Annotated in this window: 21 protein-coding genes; 12 read left to right on the top strand and 9 right to left on the bottom strand. The window is 71.7% G+C overall.

The window, feature by feature from the left end; all coding sequences use genetic code 11:
• The first annotated feature begins 5 nt into the window (after nucleotides 1-5).
• Together ACLJWH_RS09670 and ACLJWH_RS09665 are read left to right on the top strand one after the other, a co-directional pair.
• A complete protein-coding gene (locus ACLJWH_RS09670; RefSeq protein WP_411141178.1) occupies nucleotides 6-1,046 on the top strand; it encodes an ABC transporter ATP-binding protein in 1,041 nt (346 codons plus the stop codon).
• Nucleotides 1,039-2,103 (top strand): ABC transporter ATP-binding protein, encoded by a 1,065-nt coding sequence (locus tag ACLJWH_RS09665; protein WP_411141177.1) that lies wholly within the window; start codon nucleotides 1,039-1,041, stop codon nucleotides 2,101-2,103. The genes ACLJWH_RS09670 and ACLJWH_RS09665 overlap by 8 nt, the downstream gene beginning before the upstream one ends.
• A 93-nt stretch (nucleotides 2,104-2,196) precedes the next feature.
• Here the strand turns inward: ACLJWH_RS09665 and ACLJWH_RS09660 are convergent, their stop codons facing one another.
• The 6 genes from ACLJWH_RS09660 to ACLJWH_RS09635 all read right to left on the bottom strand — a co-directional run bounded on the left by ACLJWH_RS09660 (nucleotide 2,197) and on the right by ACLJWH_RS09635 (nucleotide 11,123).
• Nucleotides 2,197-3,351 (bottom strand): ABC transporter ATP-binding protein, encoded by a 1,155-nt coding sequence (locus ACLJWH_RS09660; RefSeq protein WP_411141176.1) that lies wholly within the window; start codon nucleotides 3,349-3,351, stop codon nucleotides 2,197-2,199.
• Nucleotides 3,352-3,363: 12 nt separating this feature from the next.
• Nucleotides 3,364-4,425, bottom strand: a complete 1,062-nt coding sequence (locus tag ACLJWH_RS09655; RefSeq protein WP_411141175.1) for an ABC transporter ATP-binding protein — start codon at nucleotides 4,423-4,425, stop codon at nucleotides 3,364-3,366.
• An 11-nt stretch (nucleotides 4,426-4,436) separates the two neighbouring features.
• The gene (locus ACLJWH_RS09650; RefSeq protein ID WP_411141174.1) at nucleotides 4,437-5,408 is read right to left on the bottom strand and encodes an ABC transporter permease; all 972 of its coding nucleotides are present in this window, start codon (nucleotides 5,406-5,408) and stop codon (nucleotides 4,437-4,439) included.
• A 127-nt stretch (nucleotides 5,409-5,535) separates the two neighbouring features.
• Nucleotides 5,536-7,338 carry an ABC transporter substrate-binding protein gene (locus ACLJWH_RS09645; protein ID WP_411141173.1) on the bottom strand — a complete coding sequence of 601 codons (1,803 nt, stop codon included), beginning with the start codon at nucleotides 7,336-7,338 and terminating at the stop codon, nucleotides 5,536-5,538.
• Nucleotides 7,339-7,442: 104 nt separating this feature from the next.
• Complete coding sequence (locus tag ACLJWH_RS09640) at nucleotides 7,443-8,477, bottom strand: ABC transporter permease (RefSeq protein WP_411141172.1); 1,035 nt, start codon at nucleotides 8,475-8,477, stop codon at nucleotides 7,443-7,445.
• Between the two features lie 492 nt (nucleotides 8,478-8,969).
• Nucleotides 8,970-11,123: a prolyl oligopeptidase family serine peptidase gene (locus ACLJWH_RS09635; protein ID WP_411141171.1), complete on the bottom strand. Its 2,154-nt coding sequence runs from the start codon at nucleotides 11,121-11,123 to the stop codon at nucleotides 8,970-8,972.
• A 262-nt stretch (nucleotides 11,124-11,385) separates the two neighbouring features.
• On the opposite strand from ACLJWH_RS09635, the gene ACLJWH_RS09630 reads away from it, so the two are divergent.
• From ACLJWH_RS09630 to ACLJWH_RS09600, 7 genes are all read left to right on the top strand, one after another.
• Entirely contained in the window at nucleotides 11,386-11,580 is a 195-nt protein-coding gene (locus tag ACLJWH_RS09630) for a hypothetical protein (RefSeq protein WP_052861700.1), read from the top strand.
• A 128-nt stretch (nucleotides 11,581-11,708) separates the two neighbouring features.
• On the top strand, nucleotides 11,709-12,653 hold the full coding sequence (mshB, locus tag ACLJWH_RS09625) for an N-acetyl-1-D-myo-inositol-2-amino-2-deoxy-alpha-D-glucopyranoside deacetylase (protein WP_411141170.1): 945 nt from the start codon (nucleotides 11,709-11,711) through the stop codon (nucleotides 12,651-12,653).
• The gene (locus ACLJWH_RS09620) at nucleotides 12,650-13,147 is read left to right on the top strand and encodes a DUF6113 family protein (RefSeq protein WP_411141169.1); all 498 of its coding nucleotides are present in this window, start codon (nucleotides 12,650-12,652) and stop codon (nucleotides 13,145-13,147) included. The genes mshB and ACLJWH_RS09620 overlap by 4 nt, the downstream gene beginning before the upstream one ends.
• A gap of 464 nt (nucleotides 13,148-13,611) precedes the next feature.
• Nucleotides 13,612-15,522: a hypothetical protein gene (locus ACLJWH_RS09615; RefSeq protein ID WP_411141168.1), complete on the top strand. Its 1,911-nt coding sequence runs from the start codon at nucleotides 13,612-13,614 to the stop codon at nucleotides 15,520-15,522.
• A 161-nt stretch (nucleotides 15,523-15,683) separates the two neighbouring features.
• Complete coding sequence (locus ACLJWH_RS09610) at nucleotides 15,684-16,655, top strand: ABC transporter ATP-binding protein (protein ID WP_411141167.1); 972 nt, start codon at nucleotides 15,684-15,686, stop codon at nucleotides 16,653-16,655.
• Nucleotides 16,652-17,389, top strand: a complete 738-nt coding sequence (locus ACLJWH_RS09605) for an ABC transporter permease (RefSeq protein ID WP_411141166.1) — start codon at nucleotides 16,652-16,654, stop codon at nucleotides 17,387-17,389. The genes ACLJWH_RS09610 and ACLJWH_RS09605 overlap by 4 nt, the downstream gene beginning before the upstream one ends.
• The gene (locus tag ACLJWH_RS09600) at nucleotides 17,386-18,636 is read left to right on the top strand and encodes a sensor histidine kinase (protein WP_411141165.1); all 1,251 of its coding nucleotides are present in this window, start codon (nucleotides 17,386-17,388) and stop codon (nucleotides 18,634-18,636) included. Before ACLJWH_RS09605 ends, ACLJWH_RS09600 begins: the two co-directional genes overlap by 4 nt.
• A 543-nt stretch (nucleotides 18,637-19,179) precedes the next feature.
• Here ACLJWH_RS09600 and ACLJWH_RS09595 read toward each other — a convergent pair.
• Nucleotides 19,180-19,575 (bottom strand): hypothetical protein, encoded by a 396-nt coding sequence (locus ACLJWH_RS09595; protein ID WP_411141164.1) that lies wholly within the window; start codon nucleotides 19,573-19,575, stop codon nucleotides 19,180-19,182.
• Nucleotides 19,576-20,251: 676 nt separating this feature from the next.
• Between ACLJWH_RS09595 and ACLJWH_RS09590 the strand changes: the two genes are divergently transcribed.
• Together ACLJWH_RS09590 and ACLJWH_RS09585 are read left to right on the top strand one after the other, a co-directional pair.
• Complete coding sequence (locus ACLJWH_RS09590; RefSeq protein ID WP_411141163.1) at nucleotides 20,252-20,890, top strand: response regulator; 639 nt, start codon at nucleotides 20,252-20,254, stop codon at nucleotides 20,888-20,890.
• A gap of 189 nt (nucleotides 20,891-21,079) precedes the next feature.
• Nucleotides 21,080-22,261, top strand: coding sequence for a PP2C family protein-serine/threonine phosphatase (locus tag ACLJWH_RS09585; protein ID WP_411141162.1), 1,182 nt, complete (start codon nucleotides 21,080-21,082; stop codon nucleotides 22,259-22,261).
• A 216-nt stretch (nucleotides 22,262-22,477) separates the two neighbouring features.
• On the opposite strand, the gene ACLJWH_RS09580 is transcribed toward ACLJWH_RS09585, so the two are convergent.
• Nucleotides 22,478-23,389 carry a transglutaminase-like domain-containing protein gene (locus tag ACLJWH_RS09580; protein WP_411141366.1) on the bottom strand — a complete coding sequence of 304 codons (912 nt, stop codon included), beginning with the start codon at nucleotides 23,387-23,389 and terminating at the stop codon, nucleotides 22,478-22,480.
• Between the two features lie 159 nt (nucleotides 23,390-23,548).
• Nucleotides 23,549-24,559, bottom strand: coding sequence for a GNAT family N-acetyltransferase (locus ACLJWH_RS09575; RefSeq protein ID WP_411141161.1), 1,011 nt, complete (start codon nucleotides 24,557-24,559; stop codon nucleotides 23,549-23,551).
• A gap of 140 nt (nucleotides 24,560-24,699) precedes the next feature.
• On the opposite strand from ACLJWH_RS09575, the gene fdxA reads away from it, so the two are divergent.
• The gene (gene fdxA, locus ACLJWH_RS09570) at nucleotides 24,700-25,020 is read left to right on the top strand and encodes a ferredoxin (RefSeq protein WP_004950253.1); all 321 of its coding nucleotides are present in this window, start codon (nucleotides 24,700-24,702) and stop codon (nucleotides 25,018-25,020) included.
• Nucleotides 25,021-25,031: the final 11 nt, after the last annotated feature.

Here is a 25,031-nt window from a genome sequence, read left to right as displayed (position 1 = left end):
GGCCGATGACGACCACCACCGACGAGACGGGGCCGCACCCCGGACCCGTACCCGCCGACGAGCACGGCGCCCCGCTGCTCGAAGTCCGCGATCTGCACGTCGAGTTCCGCACCCGGGACGGCGTCGCGAAGGCCGTCAACGGCGTCAGCTACCGCGTCGCGGCGGGCGAGACGCTCGCCGTGCTGGGCGAGTCCGGCTCCGGCAAGTCCGTCACCGCACAGGCCGTGATGGGCATTCTCGACTCGCCGCCCGGGTTCGTCACCGGCGGCGAGATCCTCTTCCAGGGGCGCGATCTGCTGAAGCTGAGCCGCGAGGAGCGGCGCAGGGTCCGCGGCGCGAAGCTGGCGATGATCTTCCAGGACGCGCTCTCCGCGCTGAACCCGGTGCTCTCCGTCGGCGCGCAGCTCGGCGAGATGTACGAGGTCCACCGGAAGATGCCGCGCCGGCGCGCCCGCGACCAGGCCGTGGAGCTGATGCGGCGGGTCGGCATCCCCGCCGCCCGGGACCGGGCCGGGGACTATCCGCACCAGTTCTCCGGCGGGATGCGCCAGCGCATCATGATCGCGATGGCGCTGGCCCTGGAGCCGGATCTGATCATCGCGGACGAGCCGACGACGGCCCTCGATGTGACCGTCCAGGCGCAGGTGATGGATCTGCTCGCCGAGCTCCAGCGGGAGTTCACCATGGGCCTGATCCTGATCACCCATGACCTCGGGGTGGTCGCGGACGTCGCCGACACCATCGCGGTGATGTACGCGGGCCGGATCGTCGAGACCGCACCCGTCCACGACCTCTACCGGGCGCCCGCGCACCCCTACACCCGCGGACTGCTCGACTCCATCCCGCGCCTGGACCACAAGGGCCGGGAGCTGTACGCGATCAAGGGCCTGCCGCCCAACCTGACGGCCATTCCGCCGGGTTGCCCGTTCCACCCCCGCTGTCCGCTGGCCCAGGGCATCTGCCGCAGCGAACTGCCGCCGCTCGCCGAGGTGGCTCCCGGCCGGACCAGCGCCTGCCACTTCTGGAAGGAGACGCTCCATGGCTGAACCGTCCCGGCCGCCCGCCGGCCCCCGCGAGCCGATCCTGGAGGTCCGCGACCTCGTCAAGCACTACCCCCTCACCCGGGGCATCGTCTTCCGCAAACAGGTCGGCGCCGTCCGCGCGGTGGACGGTGTGTCGTTCACGCTGCGCAAGGGCGAGACGCTGGGCATCGTCGGCGAATCGGGCTGCGGCAAGTCGACGGTGGCCAGGCTGCTGGTCGGCCTGGAGCGCCCGACGGCCGGCCGGATCCGCTACCAGGGCCAGGACATCACCGAGCTGTCCGGCCGCGCGCTGAAGGCCGTCCGCCGCAACATCCAGATGGTCTTCCAGGACCCGTACACCTCGCTCAACCCCCGGATGACGGTCGGCGACATCATCGGCGAGCCGTACGAGATCCACCCCGAGGTGGCACCGAAGGGCGACCGGCGCCGCAAGGTGCAGGACCTCCTCGACGTCGTCGGTCTCAACCCCGAGTACGTCAACCGCTATCCGCACCAGTTCTCCGGCGGCCAGCGCCAGCGCATCGGCATCGCCCGCGGCCTGGCCCTCCGGCCGGAGATCATCGTCGCCGACGAGCCGGTCTCCGCGCTGGACGTCTCCGTCCAGGCGCAGGTCGTCAACCTCCTGGAGCGCCTCCAGGACGAGTTCGACCTCTCCTACGTCTTCATCGCGCACGATCTGTCCGTCGTCCGGCACATCTCCGACCGGGTCGCGGTGATGTACCTCGGCAGGATGGCCGAGACCGGCACCGACGAGCAGATCTACGACCACCCGACCCACCCCTACACCCAGGCGCTGCTCTCCGCCGTCCCCGTCCCCGACCCGCAGGCCCGCGAGGGCCGCACGCGCATCCTGCTGACCGGCGACGTCCCCTCCCCGGCGAACCCGCCGTCCGGCTGCCGCTTTCGCACCCGCTGCTGGAAGGCCGAGCAGAAGTGCGCCGACGTGGTCCCGCCGCTGGACGTACCCGCCGCGTTCCGCGACACCGAAGGACCGGCCCGCCACCCCTCGGCCTGCCATTTCGCGGCGGAGCGGCAGGTGGTGGGGAGCGACCGGACGTAGCGCGGCGGTGCACACAGGCCAGGGCCCGCCTCCCGTGGTGCTGGGGTGTGGGAGGCGGGCCCTGGCTCCGAACGGAGGCTTGTTGAGACCGGGTCAAGGGGTCTTGTCGGCCTCGCCGTCCTTACCGGACGGCGCGGCCGGCGCCTCCTCGATCGCGGCCAGTGCGGGGTCGAGGATGATGTCCTCGTCCCGCGCCGCGGTCGTCGGTTCTTCGGGGAAGTGGCAGGCGGTGAGATGGCCCGCCGGGTTCCCGGTGATCTGGACGAGCGGCGGCGCCTCCGATGCGCATTTGTCCTGCGCCTTCCAGCAGCGGGTACGGAACCGGCAGCCGGACGGCGGGTTGACGGGGGAGGGCACGTCGCCGGCGAGCCGGATGCGCTCGCGGTCCTCCTCGTCGGACTCCACGAGCTTGGCCTCGGGGACGGCCGAGAGCAGCGCGTGGGTGTACGGGTGACGCGGCCGGTGGTAGATCTCGTCCCGGGTGCCCACCTCGACGATCTTGCCGAGGTACATCACCGCGACCCGCTCGCTGAAGTGCCGCACGATCGCCAGGTCATGGGCGATGAAGAGGAAGGCGATGCCCAGGTCACGCTGGAGCTGCTGGAGCAGGTTGACGACCTGCGCCTGGATGGAGACGTCCAGCGCGGAGACCGGTTCGTCCGCGACGATCAGCTTCGGCTCCAGGGCGAGCGCACGGGCCACGCCGATGCGCTGGCGCTGGCCGCCGGAGAACTCGTGCGGGAAGCGGTTGTAGTGCTCCGGGTTGAGGCCCACGGTCTCCAGGAGTTCGCGGACCCGCTTCTCCCGGCCGCCGGGCGGGTTGATCCCGTTGATCTCCATCGGGCCGCCGATGATGGTGCCGACCGTCTGCCGCGGGTTCAGCGAGGCGTACGGGTCCTGGAAGATCATCTGGATCTCGGAGCGGACCGGCGCGAGTTCCTTGCGCTTGGCGTGGGTGATGTCCTGGCCCGCGTAGGTGATCTTGCCGGAGGTCGGCTCCATGAGCCGGGTGAGCAGCCGCCCGGTGGTGGACTTGCCGCAGCCCGACTCGCCGACCAGGCCGAAGCTCTCGCCCGCGTGCACCGTCAGGTCGACGCCGTCGACCGCCTGGACCGCGCCGACCTTCCGCTTGAACGGGAAGCCGCCGTAGATCGGGAAGTGCTTGGTCAGCCCCTCGGCGGTGAGCAGGGGCTCACCCGGCGTGGGCGCGGCGTCGCGGGGCGCGGGGAGGGTGACGTTCTCTGTCATGGTGGTGGCTCCCTAGCCCAGCCGGGGCTTGATCTGCTCGGTGAAGAGGGTCTGCTTCTGCTCGGCGCTGAGGTGGCACGCGGCGGCCCGGCCGAGCGGCAGCTGCGGCCGCTCGTCGGTGCAGCGCGCGCCGCCGACCTCGTCGGTGAAGCCGCAGCGGGGGTGGAAGGCGCAGCCCGAGGGCGGGTTGAGCAGGCTCGGCGGGGTGCCGGGGATCGGGTGCAGCGACTCGCTGACGTCCGAGGAGAGCCGCGGCATGGAGCTGAGCAGGCCCCAGGTGTACGGGTGCTGGGGCCGGGTGAGGATCTCCTTGACGGAGCCGCGCTCCACGGCCCGGCCCGCGTACATCACCAGCAGGTCGTCCGCGATGTTGGCGACCACCCCGAGGTCGTGGGTGATCAGGATGATCGCGGAGCCGAACTCCTGCTGGAGGTCCTTGAGCAGGTCCAGGATCTGCGCCTGGACGGTGACGTCCAGGGCGGTGGTCGGCTCGTCCGCGATCAGCAGCTCGGGGTTGCAGACCAGCGACATGGCGATCATCGCGCGCTGGCGCATACCGCCGGAGAACTGGTGCGGGTAGTCGTCCACCCGCAGGTTCGGCTGCGGGATACCGACCTTGGTCAGCATCTCGATCGCGCGCTGCCGGCCCTCGCGCTTGCTCGCGCCGGTGTGCTTGATGAACGGCTCCGCGATCTGCCGGCCGACCGTGTAGTACGGCGACAGCGCGGTGAGCGCGTCCTGGAAGATCATGGCCATCTTGTTGCCGCGGAGCTTCTCCAGGGACTTCTCCCGGGCCCTGGTCAGCTCCTCGCCGTCCAGGGTGATATCGCCCGTGATCTCGGTGGACTTGGGGTTGTGCAGCCCCAGAACGGCGAGGTTGGTGACGGACTTGCCGGATCCCGACTCGCCGACGATACCGAGCGTCTTGCCGCGTTCCAGATCGAAGGAGAGGCCGTCGACCGCCTTGACGATGCCGTCCTCGGTGGAGAACCGCACGTGCAGGTCGCGGACGGCGAGGAAGGGGTCCGATCCGGTCGGGACCGGCGTGCCCTCGGTCGTGGTGAGTGTGGTCACTTCAGGCTCTCCTAGGACAGGCGCACGCGCGGGTCGATGAAGGCGTACGTCGCATCCACGATGATGTTGAACACCAGGATCAGGGCCGCGCTGAAGATCAGCACGCCCAGCACCATGGGCAGGTCGAGGGTGGTGACGGAGTTGATCGCCAGCCGGCCGATGCCCGCCAGCGAGAAGGTGAACTCGGTGATCATGGCGCCGCCGAACAGCGACCCCAGGTCCATGCCGAGGATGGTGACGATGGGGATCAGCGAACCGCGCCAGGCGTAGCGCAGGAAGACATAACGCGCGGGCATGCCCTTGGCCTTGGCCGTGCGGACGTGCTCCTCCTGGAGCTGCTCGATCATCGTCGAGCGCGACATACGCGTGTACTGCGCGGTGAAGATCGTCGCCATCACCAGCCAGGGCAGCAGCAGGCCCATGAACCAGCCGCCGGGGCTGCTGGCGAAGGGCACGTACTTCGGCGAGGCCATCACACCGCTGTAGACGAAGATGCCGAGCACGATCGGGCCGAGGATGTAGATCTGCACCGAACTGAGGACCATGGACACGCCGGTGACGGCCTTGTCCAGTGCCGTGCCGCGCTTCCAGGCGGCGAGCAGGCCGGCACCCAGGCCGATCACCAGGAAGGCGATGGCACCGCCGAGGGCCAGCGACGCTGTGGTCGGCAGCCGGTCCATCAGGGTCGACCAGACGTCCTGCTTGGTGGCGAAGGAGTAGCCGAAGCAGGGGGCGCTGCAGTGGCCGATGCTGTAGTCGCGGCCGGTGAAGATGCCCGCGAGGAAGTCCCAGTACTGCGTCGGCAGGGGCTTGTCGAGGCCGAGGTTCTGGTGGATCAGGGCGATGTTGTCCGCGGTGCAGTTCTTGCCGCAGGACATCAGTGCCGGGTCGCCCACGGAGAAGAACACGAAGAAGGTGAAGGCGCTCAGCAGGATGAGGGTGACGACCGCGCCGAACGTCCGGCGAAATAGGAATTGAAGCATGGCAGTTCGCTGCTCTCAGGACGGCGGCGGCAGTGGGTGTGAGGGGTGGCGGGGAAGGCCCCGGAGGGCGCGCGCTCCGCCGTACGCGCGCTCTCCGGGGTGCCTTCTGCGATACCTGGTGAAGTGCCTACTTCTTGAGGAACAGCGTGTTCGGGTCCATGTAGCTGATGTCGCTGCTGTAGCGGGCACCGCCGATGTTGGAGCCGTACAGCTGGAGCGTCTTGGTGTAGAACACCGGGGCGGCCGGGTTGACCTTCTCCACGATGTACTTGTGCAGCTTCTGCCACTCCGTGGTCGCCTTCGTGACGTCCGTGAGCTTGCTGATGCGCGCGATCTCGGAGTTCACGTGCGGGTCGTTGATGTGCGAGTAGTTCGAGGAGCCGTCCTGGATCTGGGTGCCGTCGTACGACGGCGGGATCACGGTCGACGCGTCGGCCCAGTCCTGGCCCCAGCCGGTCATGTAGATGTCGAAGCCGTTGTCGACCTTGCCCATCTGCTCGTACCAGGAGGCCGAGTCGACCTCCTTCTTCTGCACGTCGAAGCCGGCCTTGTTCAGCGCGTCGACGATGACGACGGCTTCCTTCTGGCGGGCCTCGGTGTTGGAGTACGCGTAGACGAGCTTCATGCCCGTCTTGCCCGCCTCCTGGAGGAGCTTCTTGGCCTTCTCCGGCTCGCCGTTCGGGTGGCTCAGCTTGCCGTAGGGGTCGTAGCCCTTCTCGTAACCGGCGACGGTCGGGGCGAGCAGACCGCCCGCGATCTCACCGCCGTAGCTGCCGCCGTTGACCCGGACGATCTGGCCGTTCGGCAGCGCGTAGGTGATCGCGTCGCGGATCTTCTTGTCCTTGAGGCGGTCCATGTTCATGTTCATCTGCCAGACGTAGGGCTGGTAGCCCTGCACCAGACGCTTGCTGGCGTTGGGGTCGTCCAGCACCTGCTTGGTCAGCGTCGGGTCCACCGCGTTGCTGAAGCTGATCGCGTTCTTGGCCTCGCCCTGGTCGGCCTCCAGACGCTTGGTGGAGTCCGACGCCTGGTGGTTGAAGCTGATGTCGAAGCCGTCGGCGTACTGGTGGCGCATCGCGTCGGTCTTCGGGTCCCAGTTGGTGTTCTTCACCAGCTTCATGGACTTGCCCGACTTGAACGAGGCGATCTTGTACGGACCCGTGCACACCGGCGCGACGTCGTACTTGTCCTGGGTGTCCTTCGCACTGTCCGGGACCACGCTGTAGCCCGGCATGGTCAGCGCGTACGGGAGCTGCGACTGCGGCTCGTTGAAGTGGAAGATGATGGTCTTGTCATCCGGGGTGTCCAGCACCGTCTTGGGCAGGTGGTCACCCTTGTACGGACCGTCCGGCAGCGCCTTGCGGTACGCGGTGCCCTTGCCCGACAGCCACTGCTGCACATAGGTGGGACCGTCGGTGATGAACTTGGCGTAGGTGCGCTCGATGGTGTGGCGGATGTCGGCCGAGGTGATCGGCTTGCCGTCCTCGAACTTGACGCCGTCCTTGAGCGTGTACTTCCAGGTCTTGCCACCGTCCGACATCTGGCCGGAGTCGGTGGCGAGGTCGCCGACCACCGTCTGCTTGCCGCTGTCGTCCTGCCGGAAGCTGGTCAGACCGCGGAAGACCAGGTTCGCCAGGACCTTCATGTCGCTGACGTACATCTGCGCCGGGTCGAGGTGGTTGAAGCTGTCACGCTGGTAGACGGTGATGGTGCCGCCGGACTTGGCATCCTTCACCGCGGGCGCAGGACCGGTGGACTCGGCGGCGGTGCCGAACGCCACCGCCGTGGACTGCGACGCGGCGTCCTTGTCCGACTTCGACTTGTCCTTGCCGTTGCTGCTGCCGCCGCTGCTGCATCCGGTCAGCGCGAGCGAGCCGGCCGCGAGGGCCACGATCGCCGCGCGTGCTCTGCGCGTAGAGAGAGTGTTCATGACGTTCCAAGCACCTGCCTGTCAGTTGTTGTCCAGATGTGCTGTCTGACGCATCCGGTACCAGCCCGGCGCGGGGGTGACAGCAGCCCCCCTCAAATGGACGGTCAACGCCCGGATTTGGGATCGAAGGCGTCCCGGACCGAGTCCCCGAGAAGGTTGAAGCACAGCACGAAGATCACCATCGCGGCGCCGGGGAAGAGCAAGTAGGTCGGGTCGTTCTCGTACACGCTGCCGGCCGTGTGGAACATCCGGCCCCAGTCCGGGGTCGGCTCCATGATGCCGACGCCCAGGTAGGACAGACCGGCCTCCGCCGTGACGAACAGCGGGAGCATGTAGGTGGTCTGCACGAGGATCGGGGTGACGACGTTGGGCAGCAGTTCCTTGCGGATGATCCGCCAGGGGGACGCGCCGGTGATCCTCGCGGCCTCGACGAACTCGCGCTCGCGCAGCGACAGCACCTGGCCGCGCAGCAGACGGGCCAGCCCCATCCAGCCGAGCGCCCACTGGACGATGACCAGTGCCGTCACCCGGATGTAGGTGGGGGTCTCGTCCGACGGCGGCACGAAGATCGCCACGACGACGGGCATGAACGCCACGAAGGTGAGCTGGCTGGGGAAGGCGAGCAGGAAGTCGATGACCCGGCCGAGCCAGTAGTCGGTCCGGCCGCCCACATAGCCGGCCGTGACACCGAGGATGGTGCCGGTGACGACGACCAGGATGGTCACCGCCACCGAGATGCCCAGGGAGGTGCGCATGCCGTACAGCAGCTGGGTGAACACATCGCGGCCGAGCGACGGTTCGATGCCGAACCAGAAGTCGCCGGAGATGCCGCCGTTGGGGGCCGCCGGATAGCCGAACTCGTCCAGCAGGTTGAAATTGTCGTTGCCGTAGAGCGTGTACGGATTCTTCCCGTACAGCTTGGCGATGACCGGAGCCAGTGCGGAGATGGCGAAGAACGCGAGCACGACGATCGCGCAGATCATTCCGGTGCGGTCGCGCTTGAAGCGTGTCCACATCAGTTGGCCGGGGGAACGGCCGACGAGCTCACCGCCCTTGTGGTCCTTCTCCTTCTTCAGACCATCGGTGCCAAGCCCTGGGGTGTCGGTCTTGGTAGCCGAGGTCTGGGATGGACTAGTCATCGCGAAGTGCCCCCGCGCCGAGTTCTCTTGGAACGTGAAGCGGCACCGATTCGTACCGCTGGATGAGCGGACTTTCGCAAGTGATTTATGGCGGAGTCAAGGGGATGAGGAGTGCTGATGCGCAGGTGGCCCGCTTCTTGAGCGAACATTACGCAGATTGACGCACAGGCGTGCTTGACAACCGGCTGCGATATGCGGCATGGGAGACATATCGCAACCAACTGTGTTAACGAGACGGCAACTTGCCTGTCGCAACACCGATATACGGACGCGGCATGCTGGACACCGTACGGCCGTGCGGGTGCCGTGGACCGGCCGGGACGCCATCGAGCGCCCCGGCCGGTCGCCGTTCGCCCCCCGCCGCGCCGGGCCCGCCGGCGCCCCCTGACGACGACGCGGCCCCCGCCGGAACGACGCCGCCGCCCGCCCCGCGAGAGGCGGGCGGGCGGCGGCGTCATCGGCGGGGGCGGTGAGGGACGCGATGACGCGGTGTCAGGCCATCCCCAGATGCCGCTTGAGGAAGTCGACCTGAAGGAGCAGCAGGTTCTCCGCCACCTGCTCCTGCGGCGTCATATGGGTCACCCCGGACAGCGGCAGCACCTCGTGCGGACGGCCCGCCGCGAGCAGCGCCGAGGACAGCCGCAGGGAGTGCGCGACGACGACGTTGTCGTCCGCGAGACCGTGCACGATCAGCATCGGGCGGTGCTGGTCCGCCGCCCCCGAAAGGCCCTCGTCGGTGATCACCGAATTGGCGGCGTAGACCGCCGGCTCCTCGTCCGGGTGGCCGAGGTAGCGCTCCTGGTAGTGGGTGTCGTACAGCCGCAGATCGCTCACCGGCGCGCCCACCACGGCCGCGTGGAAGACGTCCGGGCGGCGCAGCGCCGCCAGCGCCGCCAGATAGCCGCCGAAGGACCAGCCCCGGATGGCGACCCGCGTCAGGTCCAGGGGCAAGGATCCGGCCAGTGCGTGGAGGGCGGCCACCTGATCCGCCAGCGCGACCTCCGCGATGGTCCTGGAGACCGCCTTCTCCCAGGCGGGGGAGCGGCCCGGGGTGCCCCGGCCGTCCGCGACGAGCACCGCGAACCCCTGGTCGGCGAACCACTGGGACGTCAGATGCGCGTTGTGCGCGGCGACCACCCGCTGGCCGTGCGGACCGCCGTACGGGTCCAGCAGCACCGGCAGCGGACCGTCGCCCTCCGTGTAGCCGGACGGCAGCAGCACCGCGCACGGGATCTCCCGCTCGCCCGCCAGGACCAGCCGGGGACGCGCGGTCAGTACCGGCTCCTCGGCGTACGAACCGATCGTGGCGAGCGTCTTCTCGCTGCCGTCCGCGTCCAGCCGTACCACCTCCGCCCGGACACCGGGCCGCTCCAGGGACGCCTGGGACAGCACCGCCACCGCGCCGGAGCGCACCGCCGAGGAGACCGTCGGATGCGGCCGCTCGCCGACCCGTTCCCAGCCGCCCTGGTCGCCGCTGCCGCGGAACCAGGCGCGGTAGACGCCGATGTCGTGCGCCTCGGTGCCGCTGGCGGCGAAGAGCACATCGTCCTCGCCGATGTCCAGCACGGCGCGGACGTGCAGCGGCGCCGCGGTCAGCGGGCGGTCCCCGACGAACAGCTTCCGGGCGCCGCCCTCGTCCGCGATCCGCACGAGCCGGCCGTCCGGCGTCCAGGCGGGCGACCCGGGGAACAGCTCCAGCCACACCGCGTCCTCCTCGGCGTGCACCGTGCTGGTGGCGCCGGTCCCGGTGTCGACCGTGAGATAGCGCTGGGCGCGCTGGTCGCGGGACTGGACCAGGAGGAGCGGCGGCCCGGCCGCGGACCAGTGGACCCGCGCCAGATAGGGGTAGCGCTCGGTGTCCCAGACGACGTCCGTCCGCGAGCCGTCCAGCCCGAGGAACGCCAGCGTGACCTTGGCGTTGGGGGTACCGGCCGCCGGATAGGCGATCCGCGCGGGCTCGCGGTCCGGATGCGCGGGGTCGGCGATCCACCAGCGCCGCACGGGCGATTCGTCCACCCGCGCGGCCAGCACCCGGTCGCTCTCCGGCGACCACCAGAAGCCCCGGTGACGGGCCATCTCCTCGGCCGCGATGAACTCGGCCAGGCCCCAGGTGACATCGGGCCCGTCCGGCTCCGCCAGCGCGCGGTCCCCGTGCCCGTCCGCCGCGCCGTCGACCGCGATCACCCGCAGTCGGCCCTCGGCCGCGTAGGCGACATACCGGCCGTCCGGCGACGGCCGGGGGTCCACCACCGGTCCCCGGGCCGGGAGTTCGTGTGTCGTACCGGCCCGTAGCTCGGAGACGAACAGCCGGCCGGAGAGGGTGAAGGCCGCCAACTCGACGGCGGAGTCCACCGCGTAGCCGATGATGCCGGCCGAGCCCTCGCGGGTCCGCTCGCGGCGGGCCCGCTCCTGCGGGGAGAGCTCCTCGTCGGCGCCGGCGAGCAGGGCCGACGGGTCGGCGGCGGCGAACTCCCGTCCCTCGTTCAGGTTCAGGACCCACAGCCGCTGGGCGCGGTCGGTGCCCGACGGCGAGCGGAGGAAGACGACGCGCGCGCCGTCGGGGGAGACGGCGTAGTCGCGTGGCGCGCCGAGCGTGAAGCGCTGGGTACGCGCGTGCTGCCGAGGAAACGAGAGCTGTCCGGTCATGCCGCCGAGCCTACGGCGGGCCGCGGTTCGCCGGGGTGGTGTCCGCCCTTCGCGAAACCGGTGTGCGCCCCCGCTCTGCTTCCGTGCACCGACATATGCGCGCGCTCGGAAAGTTATGATCCCATGCGCGTAGGTGGGTACGGAGTAACGCGTAGTGGGTACTGGGTAAAGAGCCCTTGGCATACCCGGGACGCGGGACCATCGACACGGTCCGTGCCCCGTCAACTCTGTCCGGTCCGTGCGTACTTGGAGGTGAGCCGCCGTGGCACTCTCGATTTCGGTGGTGCTGCTGCTGGTGATCATCGTCGTCCTGCTCGTCAGGAAGTCCGGACTGAAGGGCGGGCATGCATTCGTCTGCATGCTGCTGGGCTTCTACCTGGCCAGCTCGTCCATCGCTCCGACGATCAAGCAGCTGACGACGAACGTCGCCGGGATGCTCGGAGGCATCAAGTTCTGACGGACGGGTCCGCTCCCGCCCGGTCCGCCGCCGCACCGTGACCGCCCGCCCGGCCCCGTGGCCGGGCGGCTGTGCCGTGCCCGCCCTCGGGTGCCGGGCACGGTGCGGTCGGCTCGTACGCTGTCTGCATGACCGATCTACCCGCCCGCCGTCTGCTGCTGGTGCATGCCCACCCGGATGACGAGTCGATCAACAACGGCGTCACCATGGCCAGGTACGCGGCCGAGGGCGCGCTGGTCACGCTCGTGACCTGCACCCTGGGCGAGGAGGGCGAGGTCATCCCGCCCGAGCTCGCGCATCTCGCCCCCGACCGCGACGACACCCTGGGCCCGCACCGCGCCGTCGAGCTGGCCGCCGCGATGGCGGCCCTGGGCGTCACCGACCACCGCTTCCTCGGCGGAGCGGGCCGCTACCGCGACTCCGGGATGATGGGCGCCCCGCAGAACGACCGGCCGACCGCCTTCTGGCGGGCCGGCCTCGACGAGGCGGCCGCCCATCTGGTGGCGGTCATCCGGGAGGTCCGGCCGCAGGTTCTGGTCACCTATGACCCGAACGGCGGATACGGCCATCCCGACCACATCCAGGCGCACCGCGTCGCGATGCGCGGCGCCGAGCTCGCCGCGCGGGCCGACTTCCGGCCAGATCTTGGCGCGTCGTATGCGATCGGGAAAATCTACTGGAACTGCAACGCCCGGTCGGAGGCCGAGGAGGGCTTCGCGCAGCTGCGCGCGGCCGGCCATGCCTTCCCCGGAGTGGCCTCCGTGGACGATGTGCCGGGCGTGGTGCCGGACGCCGAGATCGCCGCGTCGATCACGGCACGCGCGGAACACGCGGCGGCGAAGTCCGCGGCGATGCGCGCCCACGCCACCCAGGTCGCGGTCGACGGGCCGTTCTTCGCGCTCTCCAACGACCTGGGCCAGCCGCTGTTCACCACCGAGCACTACCAGCTCGTGCACGGCGTCCGGGGTGCGGCGGACGGCGAGCGCGAGGACGATCTGTTTGCGGGGGTCGCGGGGACATCCGGGAGCACGGCGACGGCGGGCAGTGCCCGGAACGAGGAGGCGGCGACATGAGTGGAGCGAAGGGCGGCGCGGCGGCGGGCAACGGTGCCCGGCGGGCGCGGGCGGGCGCGGGCGGTACCTCCGGGCCACTGCCGGGTGCCTCGGCGGCGCCGGCGCCCGAACCGGCCCCGCAGAGCACCCCGGCCCGGGTGGGCACGCATGCGCTGTTGCTGGTCGCGGGCGTGCTGGTGGCGATCGCCGGGGCGCTCGTTCAAGCGGCGTGGTTCCCGGGCGGGTTGGTGCTGGCGCTGCTCGCCCTCGGCGGACTCTTCCACGGCGGCGCCCTGGCGACCGGCACCACGGCCGGTGCGCTGGTGCCCGGCGCGGCCTGGCTGGTGACGGTGTTCCTGCTGATCAGCGACACCCGGCCGGAGGGCGATTTCCTCTTCGGGGCGGGGACCGGCTCGTATGTCTTCCTGGTGGGCGGCATCGTGGTGGCTGTGATCTGTACCACCGCGGCCCAGATGCGCGCTACGGGTGTAGCGCACGGCCGAGTTGGCGGATGACGTGGCCCATACCAGGACGCAAGGTGTGCCGGACCGGGTGACCTGCGCCGCTGCCGGGGGTCCGTCCGGGCCGGGGGTGCCCGGACGCTCCCAGGGTGCCGGCCTGCGGCGGACAGTATGGTGGTGCGCGCCGCCGCGCCGCCCTGGGGGCACCTGCCGGCGTCAGGCCGGGGATCATCTCTGACGAGCGGCGGAGCCAACCGGGAGAACCTGCTTTGAGTCGTGAATCTGACAGTTCGTCCTCCGGCCTCCCAGGCCGTGGCGCAGCCGCGTACCCCTCGGGCACGCCGCCGTACGGCACGCCCCGGGGAGATGCCGACGAGGCGCCGGCGCCCGGTGCCGCGGCCCGGCCGGAGGAGCCGAAGACCGAGACCACGCTGACGACGCGGATCAAGATCAACATTCCGGGGTCGCGCCCCATCCCGCCGGTCGTCGTGCGCAAGCCCGTCGGTGAGGAGTCCGGCATGAACGGATCAGCTGGTTCCGGCGGTTCCGCCGGTCCCGCAGGTACGCCGCGCCCCGCTCGTGGAACCGAGCGGAAGGCGGAACGTACCGCCAGTACCCCGCGCCCCGAAGCGCCGGCCGACGAGGCCCCTGCGGCCCCCGCGGCCGGTCCGGCCGGTCCGGCCGAGAAGACCAGCGACTGGTTCGCGCCGCGCAAGCCGCAGACCGGGCCGGCCGGCCAGTCGTCGACGACCGGGGCCCACCCGGCCCCGACCCCGCTCAGCGCGACCGGCCCGACGCCGCCGCGCGGCCCGTCCGGCGCGACGCCCCCGCCCCGCCCCGACCTGCCGTACTTCTCGGACGGCCAGGGCCCGCCGGGTGCCGGCTCGCCGTTCGACGGGGGAGCACCCCAGGCCGGCGGCTCGCCGTTCGACGGCGCGGCCCCGCTCGGTGGCGGCTCGCCGTTCGACGGCCCCACCGGGCCCGCGCCCGACCTCAGCCCCTTCGACAGCCCCTTCGGCGCCCCCGCGGGCGCCGGTCCGAGCGGCCCGACGGCCGGCCCCGCGTCCGGCGGCACCCCGCCCGGTCTCTCGCTCGGCCTCAGCGGCACCGCCATGGGCGGCGCCGCCCCGGTGGGCGACGACACCGCGCTGCTCACCCCGCAGGCGCCCGCGCCGACGGGTCCCGGCGGCGGCCTCGGCGGCATGGTGGGCGGTGCCCCGGGCGGCGTGAACGGTACGGCGCCCGGCGGCCTGAAGAGCGGCCCGAAGTCCGGCCCCAAGGGCGGCACCAAGGCCGGTGCGGCGCAGGGCGGCAGCGGCGGCTCCCGGGACCGGCTGTCCGGCGACACCCTGGTCAGCGGCATCCCGGCGATCTCCGCGGACGACGGTCCGCCGTCCCCCGCACCCTTCCCGCCGGCCGGCGCCGAGAGCCCGGCCCCGGCCCCGCTCCCCAAGATCCCCGAGCCGATCAACCCGCCCAAGAAGGGCCGCAGCAAGATCGTCCTTCTGGGCGTCGGCATCGTGGTCCTGGCCGGTTTCGCGTACGGCGCGGGCCTGCTGCTCGACCACGGCGACGTGCCCAACGGCACCACCGCGCTCGGCGTGGACATCGGCGGCAGCACCAAGGACGACGCCGTCAAGACGCTGGAGGGGGCCCTCAAGGACCGCCGTACCCAGCCGCTCAAGCTCACCGTCGACGGCAAGCCGCAGACCCTCGACCCGGCCAAGGCCGGTCTGGACGTCGACGCGCAGACGACGGTCCGCGACGCGGCCGGCCGGGACTACAACCCGGTCTCCGTCATCGGCTCGCTGTTCGGCGGTACCCGCACGGCCAAGCCCGCGATGATCGTCGACGACGAGAAGCTGGAGATCGCGCTGCGGAACGCGGCGGGACCGGCCGGCGACGCCAAGGACGGCGGGATCACCTTCGAGAACGGCAAGGCGGTGCCGCACTACGGCGCGCCGTACAAGTCCATCGATGTCGCGGCGTCCAAGGACAAGGTCGCCGAGGCGTACCGCCAGCGCGTCACCGGCGGTACCGACGCCCCGGTGGCGCTGGCCGCCGTCACCCAGCAGCCGAAGGTCGACAAGGCCACGGTGGACCGGGTGCTGAAGCAGTTCGCGGAGCCCGCGATGTCGGGCCTGGTGACGGTCCGTACGGACGCCGCGCACGCGGTCTCCTTCAGCCCGCAGAAGTCCATCCCGAAGTTCCTGTCCTTCAAGGTGGTCAACGGCGAGCTCGTGCCGTACTACGACCGGCCGGCCCTCAAGCAGCTCTACGGCGACACCTTCAGCGGTGTCCTGGTCGCCAGGGGCGACGGCTCCAAGAAGCCGGTGAGCGTCGAGGACGTGGCGGGCGCGGTCGGCAAGGCGCTGCTCGGCACCACCCCCGCCGAGCGGATCCAGACCATCGCCACGAACGGCGACTGACCGCACGACCGGCCACCGACCGCACGAAACCGCAGGTGGAGGCCCCCGCGGGCGATTCCCTCAGGGAATCCCCTAGGGGGCCTCACCCATGACATCTGTCATGGCACAGTCCATACACCCGACACTGCCGCGCGGTCCGCCGGTCCGTGATGATGAAGAACATGACGACCACAGCCACCACCACAGCCACCGCCGGGCACCGCGCGGGCCCGGCCCCCGTGGTCAGCTTCCAGCAGGTCAGCAAGAGCTACGGTGCGGTGCACGCGGTAGCCGACCTGAATCTGGAGCTGCATCCGGGCGAGACCGTGGCCCTGCTCGGCCCGAACGGCGCGGGCAAGTCCTCCACCCTCGATCTCCTCCTCGGCCTGCGCAACCCCGACTCCGGCACCCTGACCCTGTTCGGGATGACGCCGCAGCAGGCCATCGTGCAGGGCAAGGTCGGCGCGATGCTTCAGAGCGGCGGCCTGATGGAGGGCGTCAAGGTCCGGGAACTGGTCCGGCTCGCCAGCGATCTGCACCCGCGCGGCTACCCCGTCGACCAGATCCTGGCCACCGCCGGCATCACCGAGATCGGCGACCGGCTGATCGGCAAGCTCTCCGGTGGCCAGGAGCAGCGGGTGCGCTTCGCCCTCGCCACCGCCGGGGCCAACGACCTGATCGTGCTGGACGAGCCGACCACCGGTATGGACGTCTCGGCCCGCCAGACGTTCTGGGGCACGATGCGGGAGCAGGTCCAGCAGGGCCGTACGGTCCTGTTCGCCACCCACTACCTCGAAGAGGCCGACGAGATCGCCGACCGCGTGATCGTGCTGCACCGCGGCCGGGTGCTGGCCGACGGCACCGCGGCGGAGATCAAGGCCAGGGCGGGTGCCCGCCGGGTCACCTTCGACCTCGACGAGCCGATCGACCGCACCGCGCTGCACGGCCTGCCGTGCCTGACCGCTCTGGAGATCGCCGGCCGCACGGTCCGCATCCAGTCCCAGGACGCCGACGCGACCGTGCACGCCCTCTACGGCCTCGACCTCTACCCGCACAACCTGGAAGTCTCCGGCCTCGGCCTGGAACAGGCGTTCATCGCCCTCACCACGGCGTCCGACGCGACCCCCGCCACCGCCGAGGAGGCGGCACGATGACCACGCTGATCAAACTGGAGATCGTCCGCGCCCTGCGGAACAAGAGGTTCCTGTTCTTCTCGGTGATCTATCCGGCGGCGCTGTACCTGCTCATCGCCGGCGGTGCCGACAACAAGCCGCTGCCGGGCATGAAGCTGAACATGCCCCTCTACTACATGGTCTCCATGGCAGCATTCGGTGCCATGACGGCCGTCATGCTGGGCAACAGCGAGCGCATCGCCAAGGAGCGCGAGAGCGGCTGGGTACGTCAGCTGCGGCTGACCGCCCTGCCCGGCCGCGGCTATGTCGCCGCCAAGATAGCCTCCGCGGCGACCGTCAGCCTGCCCTCGATCCTGCTGGTCATGATCGTCGCCGCGGCGGTCAAGGGCGTCCGGCTGGAAGCCTGGCAGTGGATCGCCATCGCCGCCGGCACCTGGCTCGGCAGCTTCGTCTTCGCCGCCCTCGGCGTCGCCATCGGCTACCTCGCCACCGGCGACGCGGTCCGCCCGATCTCGATGCTGCTCTTCTTCGCCCTGGCCTTCCTCGGCGGCCTGTGGATGCCGATGACGCTCCTGCCGCAGTGGGTGCAGAACATCTCGGAATGGCTCCCGACCCATGCGTACGCGGCCCTCGGCGCCGCCGTCGAGACCGGCGCCGCACCGCATGCCAAGGACATGGCCATCCTGGTCGGCTATCTGCTGATCTTCGCCGGCGGCGCGGCCTGGCTGTACCGCAAGGACACCCGGAAGGCGTGACGCGGGTGCGGGCGGAGAGCGTGCCGGAGGACGTCAACCCGGTGCGGATCGGGCAGGCCCCCCTCAACCGGCGGCAGTCCATCAGCAAGATCGTGTGGATCGGCGTCTGGCTGATCTACTTCACCGGCCCGGTGACGGAGCTCTTCGCCGACCGCCATTCCACCGCCGACCGCGTGCTGGGCGTCCTGGGCGCCGGCCTTTTCGTCGCGACGTACTTCACCCTGGTGTTCCGGCACATGTGGCGGACCCTGTCCCTCCTGGGGAAGCGCATCCTGCTGGCCGTGCTGGCGGTGCTGGCCTGTGTGCTCGCCGCGGTCCTCGGGCCGAGCTGGCTGGTGCTGTTCATCTTCACGTCCGTGGCCTGCGGCGTGGTGCTGCCCTGGCGGCAGTCCAGGTGGACGATCCCGGTCTGCGCCCTCCTGCTGCTCATCGTCGGCATGTGGTACCCGGAGGCCGGCAGTTACTACCTCTTCGCCTTCGTCCTGCCGTCGCTGGGCATCGGCTACGCGATGGCCGGCATGCAGTATCTGATCGCCACGACCAAGGAGCTGCGCGCCGCCCGAGAGGAGGTCGCCCGCCTCGCCGCCAACGAGGAGCGCCTGCGGATGGCCCGCGATCTGCACGACCTCCTCGGGCACTCCCTCTCGCTGATCACGCTCAAGAGCGAACTGGCGGGGCGGATGCTGCCCGACCGGCCGGCGGACGCCGCCCGGCAGGTCGCCGACATCGAACGGGTCAGCAGGCAGGCGCTGGTGGACGTCCGGGAGGCCGTCACGGGCTACCGAAGACCTCGGCTCGCCGTCGAGCTCGCCGGGGCACGGGCCGCGCTGCACGCCGCCGGGGTGACGGCCGCGGTCGACCCCGCCCTGGAGCGCGGGCGCCACGGTCTCGCGGGCGAGGCGGAGGGCGCGCTGGCCTGGGCGCTGCGCGAGGCCGTCACCAACGTCGTACGGCACAGCGGTGCGCGCCGCTGCGAGCTGCTGCTCAGCGAGGAGTGGGCGGCCGACGAGCGCCGCTGGCTCTGCCTGTCGGTACTCGACGACGGCGCGGGCCCGCCCCGCCTCCAGCACGACGGCAACGGCCTCGCCGGTCTGCGCGAGCGCCTGCTGCTGGCCGACGGCCGCCTGGAGACCGGCTCCGCCACGCGCGGCGGGGGCTTCGCCCTCCGCGCCTACGTCCCGCTGACCACCGCCACCCCGGCTCCCGCCGCCCCCGCCGCATCCGCGTCGCCCGACGACCCGGCCTAGGTGTGCTGTCCCGGGACGCCCGCCCTGTGGCATCCGGCACGCCGTACCTTCCGGCTACCACTGGGAGGTGCCCCACGCGGCGTTGCCGGGGTCACCTCGGTGCACCTGATATCGGGGCGACGCTCCGCCGTGCGGTGCGCCGCATCGGACGCTGCGGGACTCGGCCTCTGTCGTGTGGTGCGCCGTCGGACACTGTGGGACCCGCCCCCCGCCGTGTGGTGCGCCGCACCGGACCCTGCGGGACCCGACCTCTGCCGTGCGATCCCCACCGGACCCTGCGGGACCCGTTCCCTGGGCGAACGCTGCCACCGTGACGGCGCGCCCTGGAAGACCGGGCGAGAGTCCTGAGGGCTGTCCCGTCATACCTGGCGGGCGCGCGACGACAGCTACGGCATCTCGCCGCGTTGTCGGAACGTCCACCTACATCCAGTAGGCGGACGCTCCGCCGTCTTGCGATGCACCGCATCTGACGCCGCGAGCTGATCCACCAGGTATGCCGCACGCTCATCCACCAGGTATGACGGGACAGCCCTTGGCCACCGGTCAGGATCCGTCGTGCTCGGCGATCTCGATCCGGACCCCGGCCGCCGTCACGTCCGTGACCACCTGCGGCCAGCACTCCCACGTGGTGCGCATCCGGTCCCGGATGGCCCGGCCGGGGATGACCAGCACGGGAATGCGCTGCTCAGCCAGGAAGGCCGCGAGGGCGTTGGCGGGTCGGCGGATCGACCAGATCTCGTGGCCGCTGAGCTGGTAGCCGCGCTTCGTCACCCACGCCCGGATCAGGCCCAGTTGACCGTCCCAGTCCTTTTCGAAGTCGGTGTAGACGGGCGGTCCGGTATCGGTGTCGTCGATCTCCCGGGCGCCGAACACCCAGCCCCACGCGCGCAGCCTCGGTTCCGCTACCGCTACCGCTTCCCGGTGTTCTGAGTCGGCCATGCGACCGACGCTAGCCGCTCGGCGGGGACGCCGTGAACCGCGCGAGGTGGCGCGGAGCGGGCGCGGGCACGGGAGTTGTCCGCCCCGCGCCGGGCGCCGTATCCGGGCGTCGCAGGCCGGGCGCCGCATGCCGCGAGCGTGCGGCGGACACGGTTTCGTGCCGGTCTCGCGTCGGTCCTGCGCCGGCTCCGAGTCGGTCCCGCATTGCTCCCGTGCCGGTCCCGCCCCGGTCCTGCGCCGGCTCCGTGCCGGTCCCGTATCGCTCCCGCGCCACTCCCGCATTGCTCCCGTGCCGGTCCTGCGCCGGCTCCGTGCCGGTCCCGCATCGCTCCCGCGCCACTCCCGCGCCACTCCCGCGCCACTCCCGCGCCACTCCCGCGCCACTCCCGCGTCGCTCCCGTATCGCTCCCGCGCTGGACGCCCGCCCGTCGGCCGGCCGTTGACCCGAAACGGATACGGCCGCCCGAGGCGGGAACGACCCCGAGGCGGGAAGGCCGGTACGACGGGGCCGCCCGCGACGAGGCTGCCCGCGCAGGGGCCGCCCGCGACGAAGCTGCCCGCGCAGGGGCCACCCGTGCCGGGGCCGCGTACGACGGGGCCGCCCGCGGCGGGGGCTTCCAGTTCTGGAGCCTCCCTCGGGGGCCGGCCGCCGGGCCTCGATGGCTAGGCTGGGCGCATGAGTGACTCCGACGGCGAGCGGCCCGTGCCAGGTATCCGGCTCCTTCTCGCCGAGGACCAGTCGATGGTCCGGGAGGCGCTGGCCGCGCTGCTGGGCCTGGAGCCCGATCTGGAGGTCGTCGCACAGGCGGCGCGTGGTGACGAGGTGCTCGCGGCGGCCCGTGCCCAGGCCGTGGACGTCGCGCTGCTGGACATCGAGATGCCCGGTATGAGCGGGCTGGACGCGGCGGCCGTGCTGCGCGACGAGTTCCCCGGGATGAAGGTCGTCATCCTCACCACTTTCGGGCGCCCCGGCTATCTGCGCCGCGCCATGGAGGCGGGCGCCGACGCCTTCCTGGTCAAGGACGCCCCCGCGGCCCGGCTCGCGGACGCCGTACGGCGGGTGCTGCGCGGTGAGCGGGTCATCGATCCCGTCCTGGCGGCGGCCGCGCTCGCCGACGGGGCCAGCCCGCTCACCGACCGCGAGCGCGAGGTGCTGGGGGCGGCCGGCGACGGTTCCACCAACGCCGAGATCGCCGACGTGCTCCATCTGTCCCAGGGCACGGTCCGCAACTACCTCTCCACCGCCATCCAGAAGACCGGCGCCCGCAACCGCGCCGAGGCGGTCCGAGCCGCCCGCGACAAGGGCTGGCTGTAGCCGGTCGGCCGCCACGGCCACCGCGCCCCGCCCCCTCAAGCGGCTCCGGCCCCCAGCGCCCGTACCCCGGTGCCCCGCCCCCCCTTGCGCCACCCGCACCATCAGAATTCGGCGGCGCCCCAACCGTCCCCCACCAGGACCTTCGTCCCTGTGCGCGGCCGGGCGGTGTCCCGCAGGCTGGGAGGTGTGATGCCTGCCAACCGAGCTCCGCACCGCGGCCGCCTCGCCGCCGTGCTGCTGATCCTCGCGATCCTGGCCGTCACGGTCATGGACGCGGCGACCCGTCCCGAAGTGCATGTGGCGCTCTTCCTGGGCATCGCCCCGCTGGTCGCCGCGCTGCGCTGCACCTACCGCTGGACCCTCGCCGTCGCGGGCGTCTACATCGTCTGTCTCTCCTACATCAACATCTTCACGGTCCCCGACTGGGCGACCGCCAGCAAGATCGTCGGGGTGTTCGGCGCGGTCCTGGTGGGCGTCTTCGCGGCGGTACTGTGCCGCACCCGGCTCCAGCGCGAGGCCCTCTACGCCCGTACCAGCATGGTCGCCGACGCCGTCCAGCGGGCCATGCTGCGCGAGCTGCCGCTGACCGCGGGTCCCCTGGAGGCGTTCGGCTTCTACGTCTCCGCCCAGGAGGGCGCCCGGGTCGGCGGCGACATCTACGAGGCGGTCGAGACCCCGTACGGGCAGCGCCTGATGATCGGCGACGTCCAGGGCAAGGGCATGCCCGCGATCGGGGCCGGCCACGAGGTGCTCGCCTCCTTCCGTGAGGCGGCCCACCACCAGGAGTCCCTGGAGTCCGTCGCCGAGCGCATGGAGCAGGCGCTGACCCGCTACAACACCCGCTCGGCCGAGCGGGGTGCCGACGAGCGCTTCGTCACCGCGCTGCTTCTGGAGGTGCGCGACGACGGGCCGGCCCGGGTGCTGTCCTGCGGCCACATTCCCTACTACCTGGTCCGCGACGGCGTGGTGCACGAGCGGACCGACGGGGAGGGCGCGCTGCCGCTCGGCCTCGGCGCGCTGGTCGGTGACGATCCGCGCCGCAGCGTGCCGGTCCGGCCGCGGCCCGACGACTGGATCGTGATGTGCACCGACGGCGTCACCGAGGCACGCGGCGCGCACGGTGAGTTCTACCCGCTGCGCGAACGGCTGGCCGGCTGGACCCGGCTGGACCCCGCCGAGCTGGTGACCACGCTCCGCGCCGACCTGGAGGACTTCACGGGCGGTCGGCTCAAGGACGACGCCACCCTGCTCGTCGTACGCCGCGCCCCGCACACCGCGAGCCGGACCGACGACAGCGCCGCCGACCGCCTGTCGGCCCCTCCCGAGGTGGATCGCGGCCCGGTGTTCCGGGACGGTCCGAGGGTCGGTTGAGCACGGCGCGGGCCGCGGCGGCCTGAGTCGGACCGCGGCTGCGGCGGCCGGGTCGATCTCCTCCGCCACCTGCGCGTATTTCTCCGGTCCGATCGCCCCGCCCGGTGAACTCACGGCGGGGGAGGAGCAGCTGGGCGCGTGCTCATGAGCTCCGACGACCCCCTGCCGACCCGCCCCGAGGCGGGCCGCAGTCCCGTGTCCCGGCCCGCCCGAGGGTCAGTTGAGCATGGCGCGGGCCGCGGCGGCCTGACGTCGGACCGCGGCCGCGGCGGCCGGATCGACCTCCGCCACCACCCTCGCGTACTCCTCCAGTTCGGCCGCTCCCGCGGTGAACTCGCCGCGCTGGACGAGCAGCTGGGCGTGTTCATGGCGCAGCTGCGCCGGATGGCTGGGCAGCAGCAGCGACAACTCGACCGCCCACAGCTGTACCGCGCTCTGCTCCGGCCGCACCTGTGCCCAGGCCCGGATGTTGTTGAGGATCCGCTGTACGGTCTCCAGCGGTCCGGCGGGCGTGAGCATCCGTTCGGTCAGCCCCGGGCCAGCCTCCGTCCCCGTCGCGTCCGCGACCAGCCGCGCCGCGTCCTCGTCGGTGAGCAGCCGGCCGCCCGCGAACGGATCGGCCAGCACATGCCGGCCGTACGGATCGCCGAACCCGACGACGAAATGGCCCGGCAGCGCCACCCCGTACACCGGCGCACCGGCCCGCCGGGCGACCTCCGTCCACACCACCGACAGCAGGATCGGCAGGCCCCGGCGGCGGCGCAGTACGTCGTGCAGCAGCGACGACTCCAGCCGCCGGTAGTCGGCGGCCGAGCCGCCGAAGCCGCACCTGGTGCCGAGCAGGTCGGCGAGGTTACGCGCCCAGACGGCGGGGGCGCCGTCCGCCGGGGCGCCGTCCGCCGGGGCGCCGTCCGCCGGGGCGGTGGGGCGTCGGGCGGGCGCGTACGGCAGCAGGCCGGCCAGCCGGTCCAGCTCGATCTGCGCGGCGTCGATGCCCGCCTCGTCCAGCGCCGGATCAGCCTCGGCGGCGATCAGCAGGCACAGCAGCGCGAGATCGGGCCGCTCCTCGCGGGCGGCCTCGGCGAACCGCCGCCGTCGCGCGGCGCGGACAGCGTCCATGCCGTCCATGCCGTCCATGCCGTCCGAGCCGTCCGTGCCGTCGGGGGTGGTCATGCCGTCCTGGTCGTCCGGGGTGTCCATGCCATCCGGGTTGCTCGGGTTATCCGGTTCGTCACGGTCGTCCGGGCTGTCAGGTCCGGGGTTCTGTGGCATACGGGAGATATCCGTTCAGCGGGCGTCGCCCGGCAGGGCGCGCCGGTAGTGATAGCCGTGGTGGTCGGTGAAACCGAGCCGGTCGTAGAGCGCGCGGGCGCCGTCGTTGTCCGCCTCGACCTGGAGATGGGCGGCCGAGGCGCCCTCGTGCAGGGCCCGTTCGGCGAGCGCCGCCGTCACCAGGGTGGCCAGCCCGCGGCGGCGCTGCCCCGGGGCCACCTCCACGGCGGCGAACCCGGCCCACCGGCCGTCGACCACCAGACGTCCGACCGCCGCCGCGCCGCCGGTCTCGTCCGGCACCGTCGCGAACCACACCGACGGCCCGCCGGTCAGCACCTTCAGCGCCTGCGGTGTGGGCGCACCGGTCCGGTTGTACAGGCCGCACCAGCGCGCGTCCGGTTCCCGGGCGAGGGCGACGCGTGAGGTGTCCGCGCCGGTGTCGGCGAGCGGCGCCAGCGCCGAGATCTTGACCAGGGTGTGCCCCTCGGCCGCCCAGCCACGCTCCGCCAGCTCCGCCGCCAGCCGCTCGTCGGTGTCCGCCCGGCCGGTGGTGACCATGATGGCCGGGGGCAGCCCGCGCGCGCCGTACCACGCGGTGACCCGCTCCAGCGCCGCGTCCAGCGGGCGGCCGGGGTCGCCGAGAGGCAGTACGGAGTTGGCCCGCCGGGTGAAACCGCCGGAGGCCCGCAGCGTCCAGTCCCCGAGACGCTCCGTCTCAAGGGCGGGCCAGCCGCGGGCGGCGATCTCCTGGAGCTCGCGGGTACCGGCCGCCGGACCCTTCCGGCGGGCCGGCTGCGCCGGGACGACCTTGGCGGCGACCAGTGACGCATCCTCGATCCGGACGGCCTCACCGCTGCGACGTGTGATGCTCAGCACACCCTCGGCCCAGGATGTGAGAACCCCGACCACATCCGTGAACGCCGGCTCCCCTGCCCCGCCGCCGGTCCGGCGCCGGACAGATACCCTTTTGCCCACGTCAGAGGGGGTAATGCGGACCTCTGCGCGACCGCCGGCCAGGAATTCCACAGCTCTATCCGCCCCTCTAGTACGTCTCGTGCCCGGGAACGGAGATACTAGGTGGTGGGCATCGACGACGCCGCGCTCCCGCGCGCCCTGCGGCGGTACTGACAATCGGTCCGCCGGCCCTACCGAGGAGGAACGACAGCGTGACCTACGTCATCGCGCAGCCTTGTGTCGACGTCAAGGACAAGGCATGCATCGAGGAGTGCCCCGTCGACTGCATCTACGAGGGCTCCCGATCCTTGTACATCCACCCGGACGAATGTGTCGACTGCGGTGCCTGTGAGCCGGTCTGTCCGGTCGAGGCGATCTTCTACGAGGACGACACCCCGGATGAGTGGAAGGACTACTACAAGGCGAACGTCGAGTTCTTCGACGAGCTCGGCTCGCCCGGTGGTGCCAGCAAGCTCGGCCTGATCGAGCGCGACCACCCCTTCATCGCAGCGCTGCCGCCGCAGAACCAGTAACGGCCCGGGGA

It is taken from the genome of Streptomyces sp. x-80 (genome assembly GCF_046549095.1).
In the GTDB taxonomy this organism is placed as follows: Bacteria; Actinomycetota; Actinomycetes; order Streptomycetales; family Streptomycetaceae; genus Streptomyces; species Streptomyces celluloflavus.
Note: the sequence above shows the minus strand (reverse complement) of the source record. Positions and strands in the feature narration are given on the sequence as shown.

Bases quoted from the DNA above. Each gene is read 5' to 3' on its own strand.
- mshB (WP_411141170.1), top strand. From the start codon at position 11,709: ATGACCGATCTACCCGCCCGCCGTCTGCTGCTGGTGCATGCCCACCCG.
- ACLJWH_RS09590 (WP_411141163.1), top strand. From the start codon at position 20,252: ATGAGTGACTCCGACGGCGAGCGGCCCGTGCCAGGTATCCGGCTCCTT.
- ACLJWH_RS09645 (WP_411141173.1), bottom strand. From the start codon at position 7,338: ATGAACACTCTCTCTACGCGCAGAGCACGCGCGGCGATCGTGGCCCTC.
- ACLJWH_RS09595 (WP_411141164.1), bottom strand. From the start codon at position 19,575: ATGGCCGACTCAGAACACCGGGAAGCGGTAGCGGTAGCGGAACCGAGG.
- ACLJWH_RS09670 (WP_411141178.1), top strand. From the start codon at position 6: ATGACGACCACCACCGACGAGACGGGGCCGCACCCCGGACCCGTACCC.
- ACLJWH_RS09610 (WP_411141167.1), top strand. From the start codon at position 15,684: ATGACGACCACAGCCACCACCACAGCCACCGCCGGGCACCGCGCGGGC.
- ACLJWH_RS09620 (WP_411141169.1), top strand. From the start codon at position 12,650: ATGAGTGGAGCGAAGGGCGGCGCGGCGGCGGGCAACGGTGCCCGGCGG.
- ACLJWH_RS09665 (WP_411141177.1), top strand. From the start codon at position 1,039: ATGGCTGAACCGTCCCGGCCGCCCGCCGGCCCCCGCGAGCCGATCCTG.
- ACLJWH_RS09580 (WP_411141366.1), bottom strand. From the start codon at position 23,389: ATGGACGGCATGGACGCTGTCCGCGCCGCGCGACGGCGGCGGTTCGCC.
- ACLJWH_RS09585 (WP_411141162.1), top strand. From the start codon at position 21,080: ATGCCTGCCAACCGAGCTCCGCACCGCGGCCGCCTCGCCGCCGTGCTG.
- ACLJWH_RS09650 (WP_411141174.1), bottom strand. From the start codon at position 5,408: ATGCTTCAATTCCTATTTCGCCGGACGTTCGGCGCGGTCGTCACCCTC.
- ACLJWH_RS09605 (WP_411141166.1), top strand. From the start codon at position 16,652: ATGACCACGCTGATCAAACTGGAGATCGTCCGCGCCCTGCGGAACAAG.
- ACLJWH_RS09640 (WP_411141172.1), bottom strand. From the start codon at position 8,477: ATGACTAGTCCATCCCAGACCTCGGCTACCAAGACCGACACCCCAGGG.
- ACLJWH_RS09635 (WP_411141171.1), bottom strand. From the start codon at position 11,123: ATGACCGGACAGCTCTCGTTTCCTCGGCAGCACGCGCGTACCCAGCGC.
- ACLJWH_RS09615 (WP_411141168.1), top strand. From the start codon at position 13,612: ATGAACGGATCAGCTGGTTCCGGCGGTTCCGCCGGTCCCGCAGGTACG.
- ACLJWH_RS09660 (WP_411141176.1), bottom strand. From the start codon at position 3,351: ATGACAGAGAACGTCACCCTCCCCGCGCCCCGCGACGCCGCGCCCACG.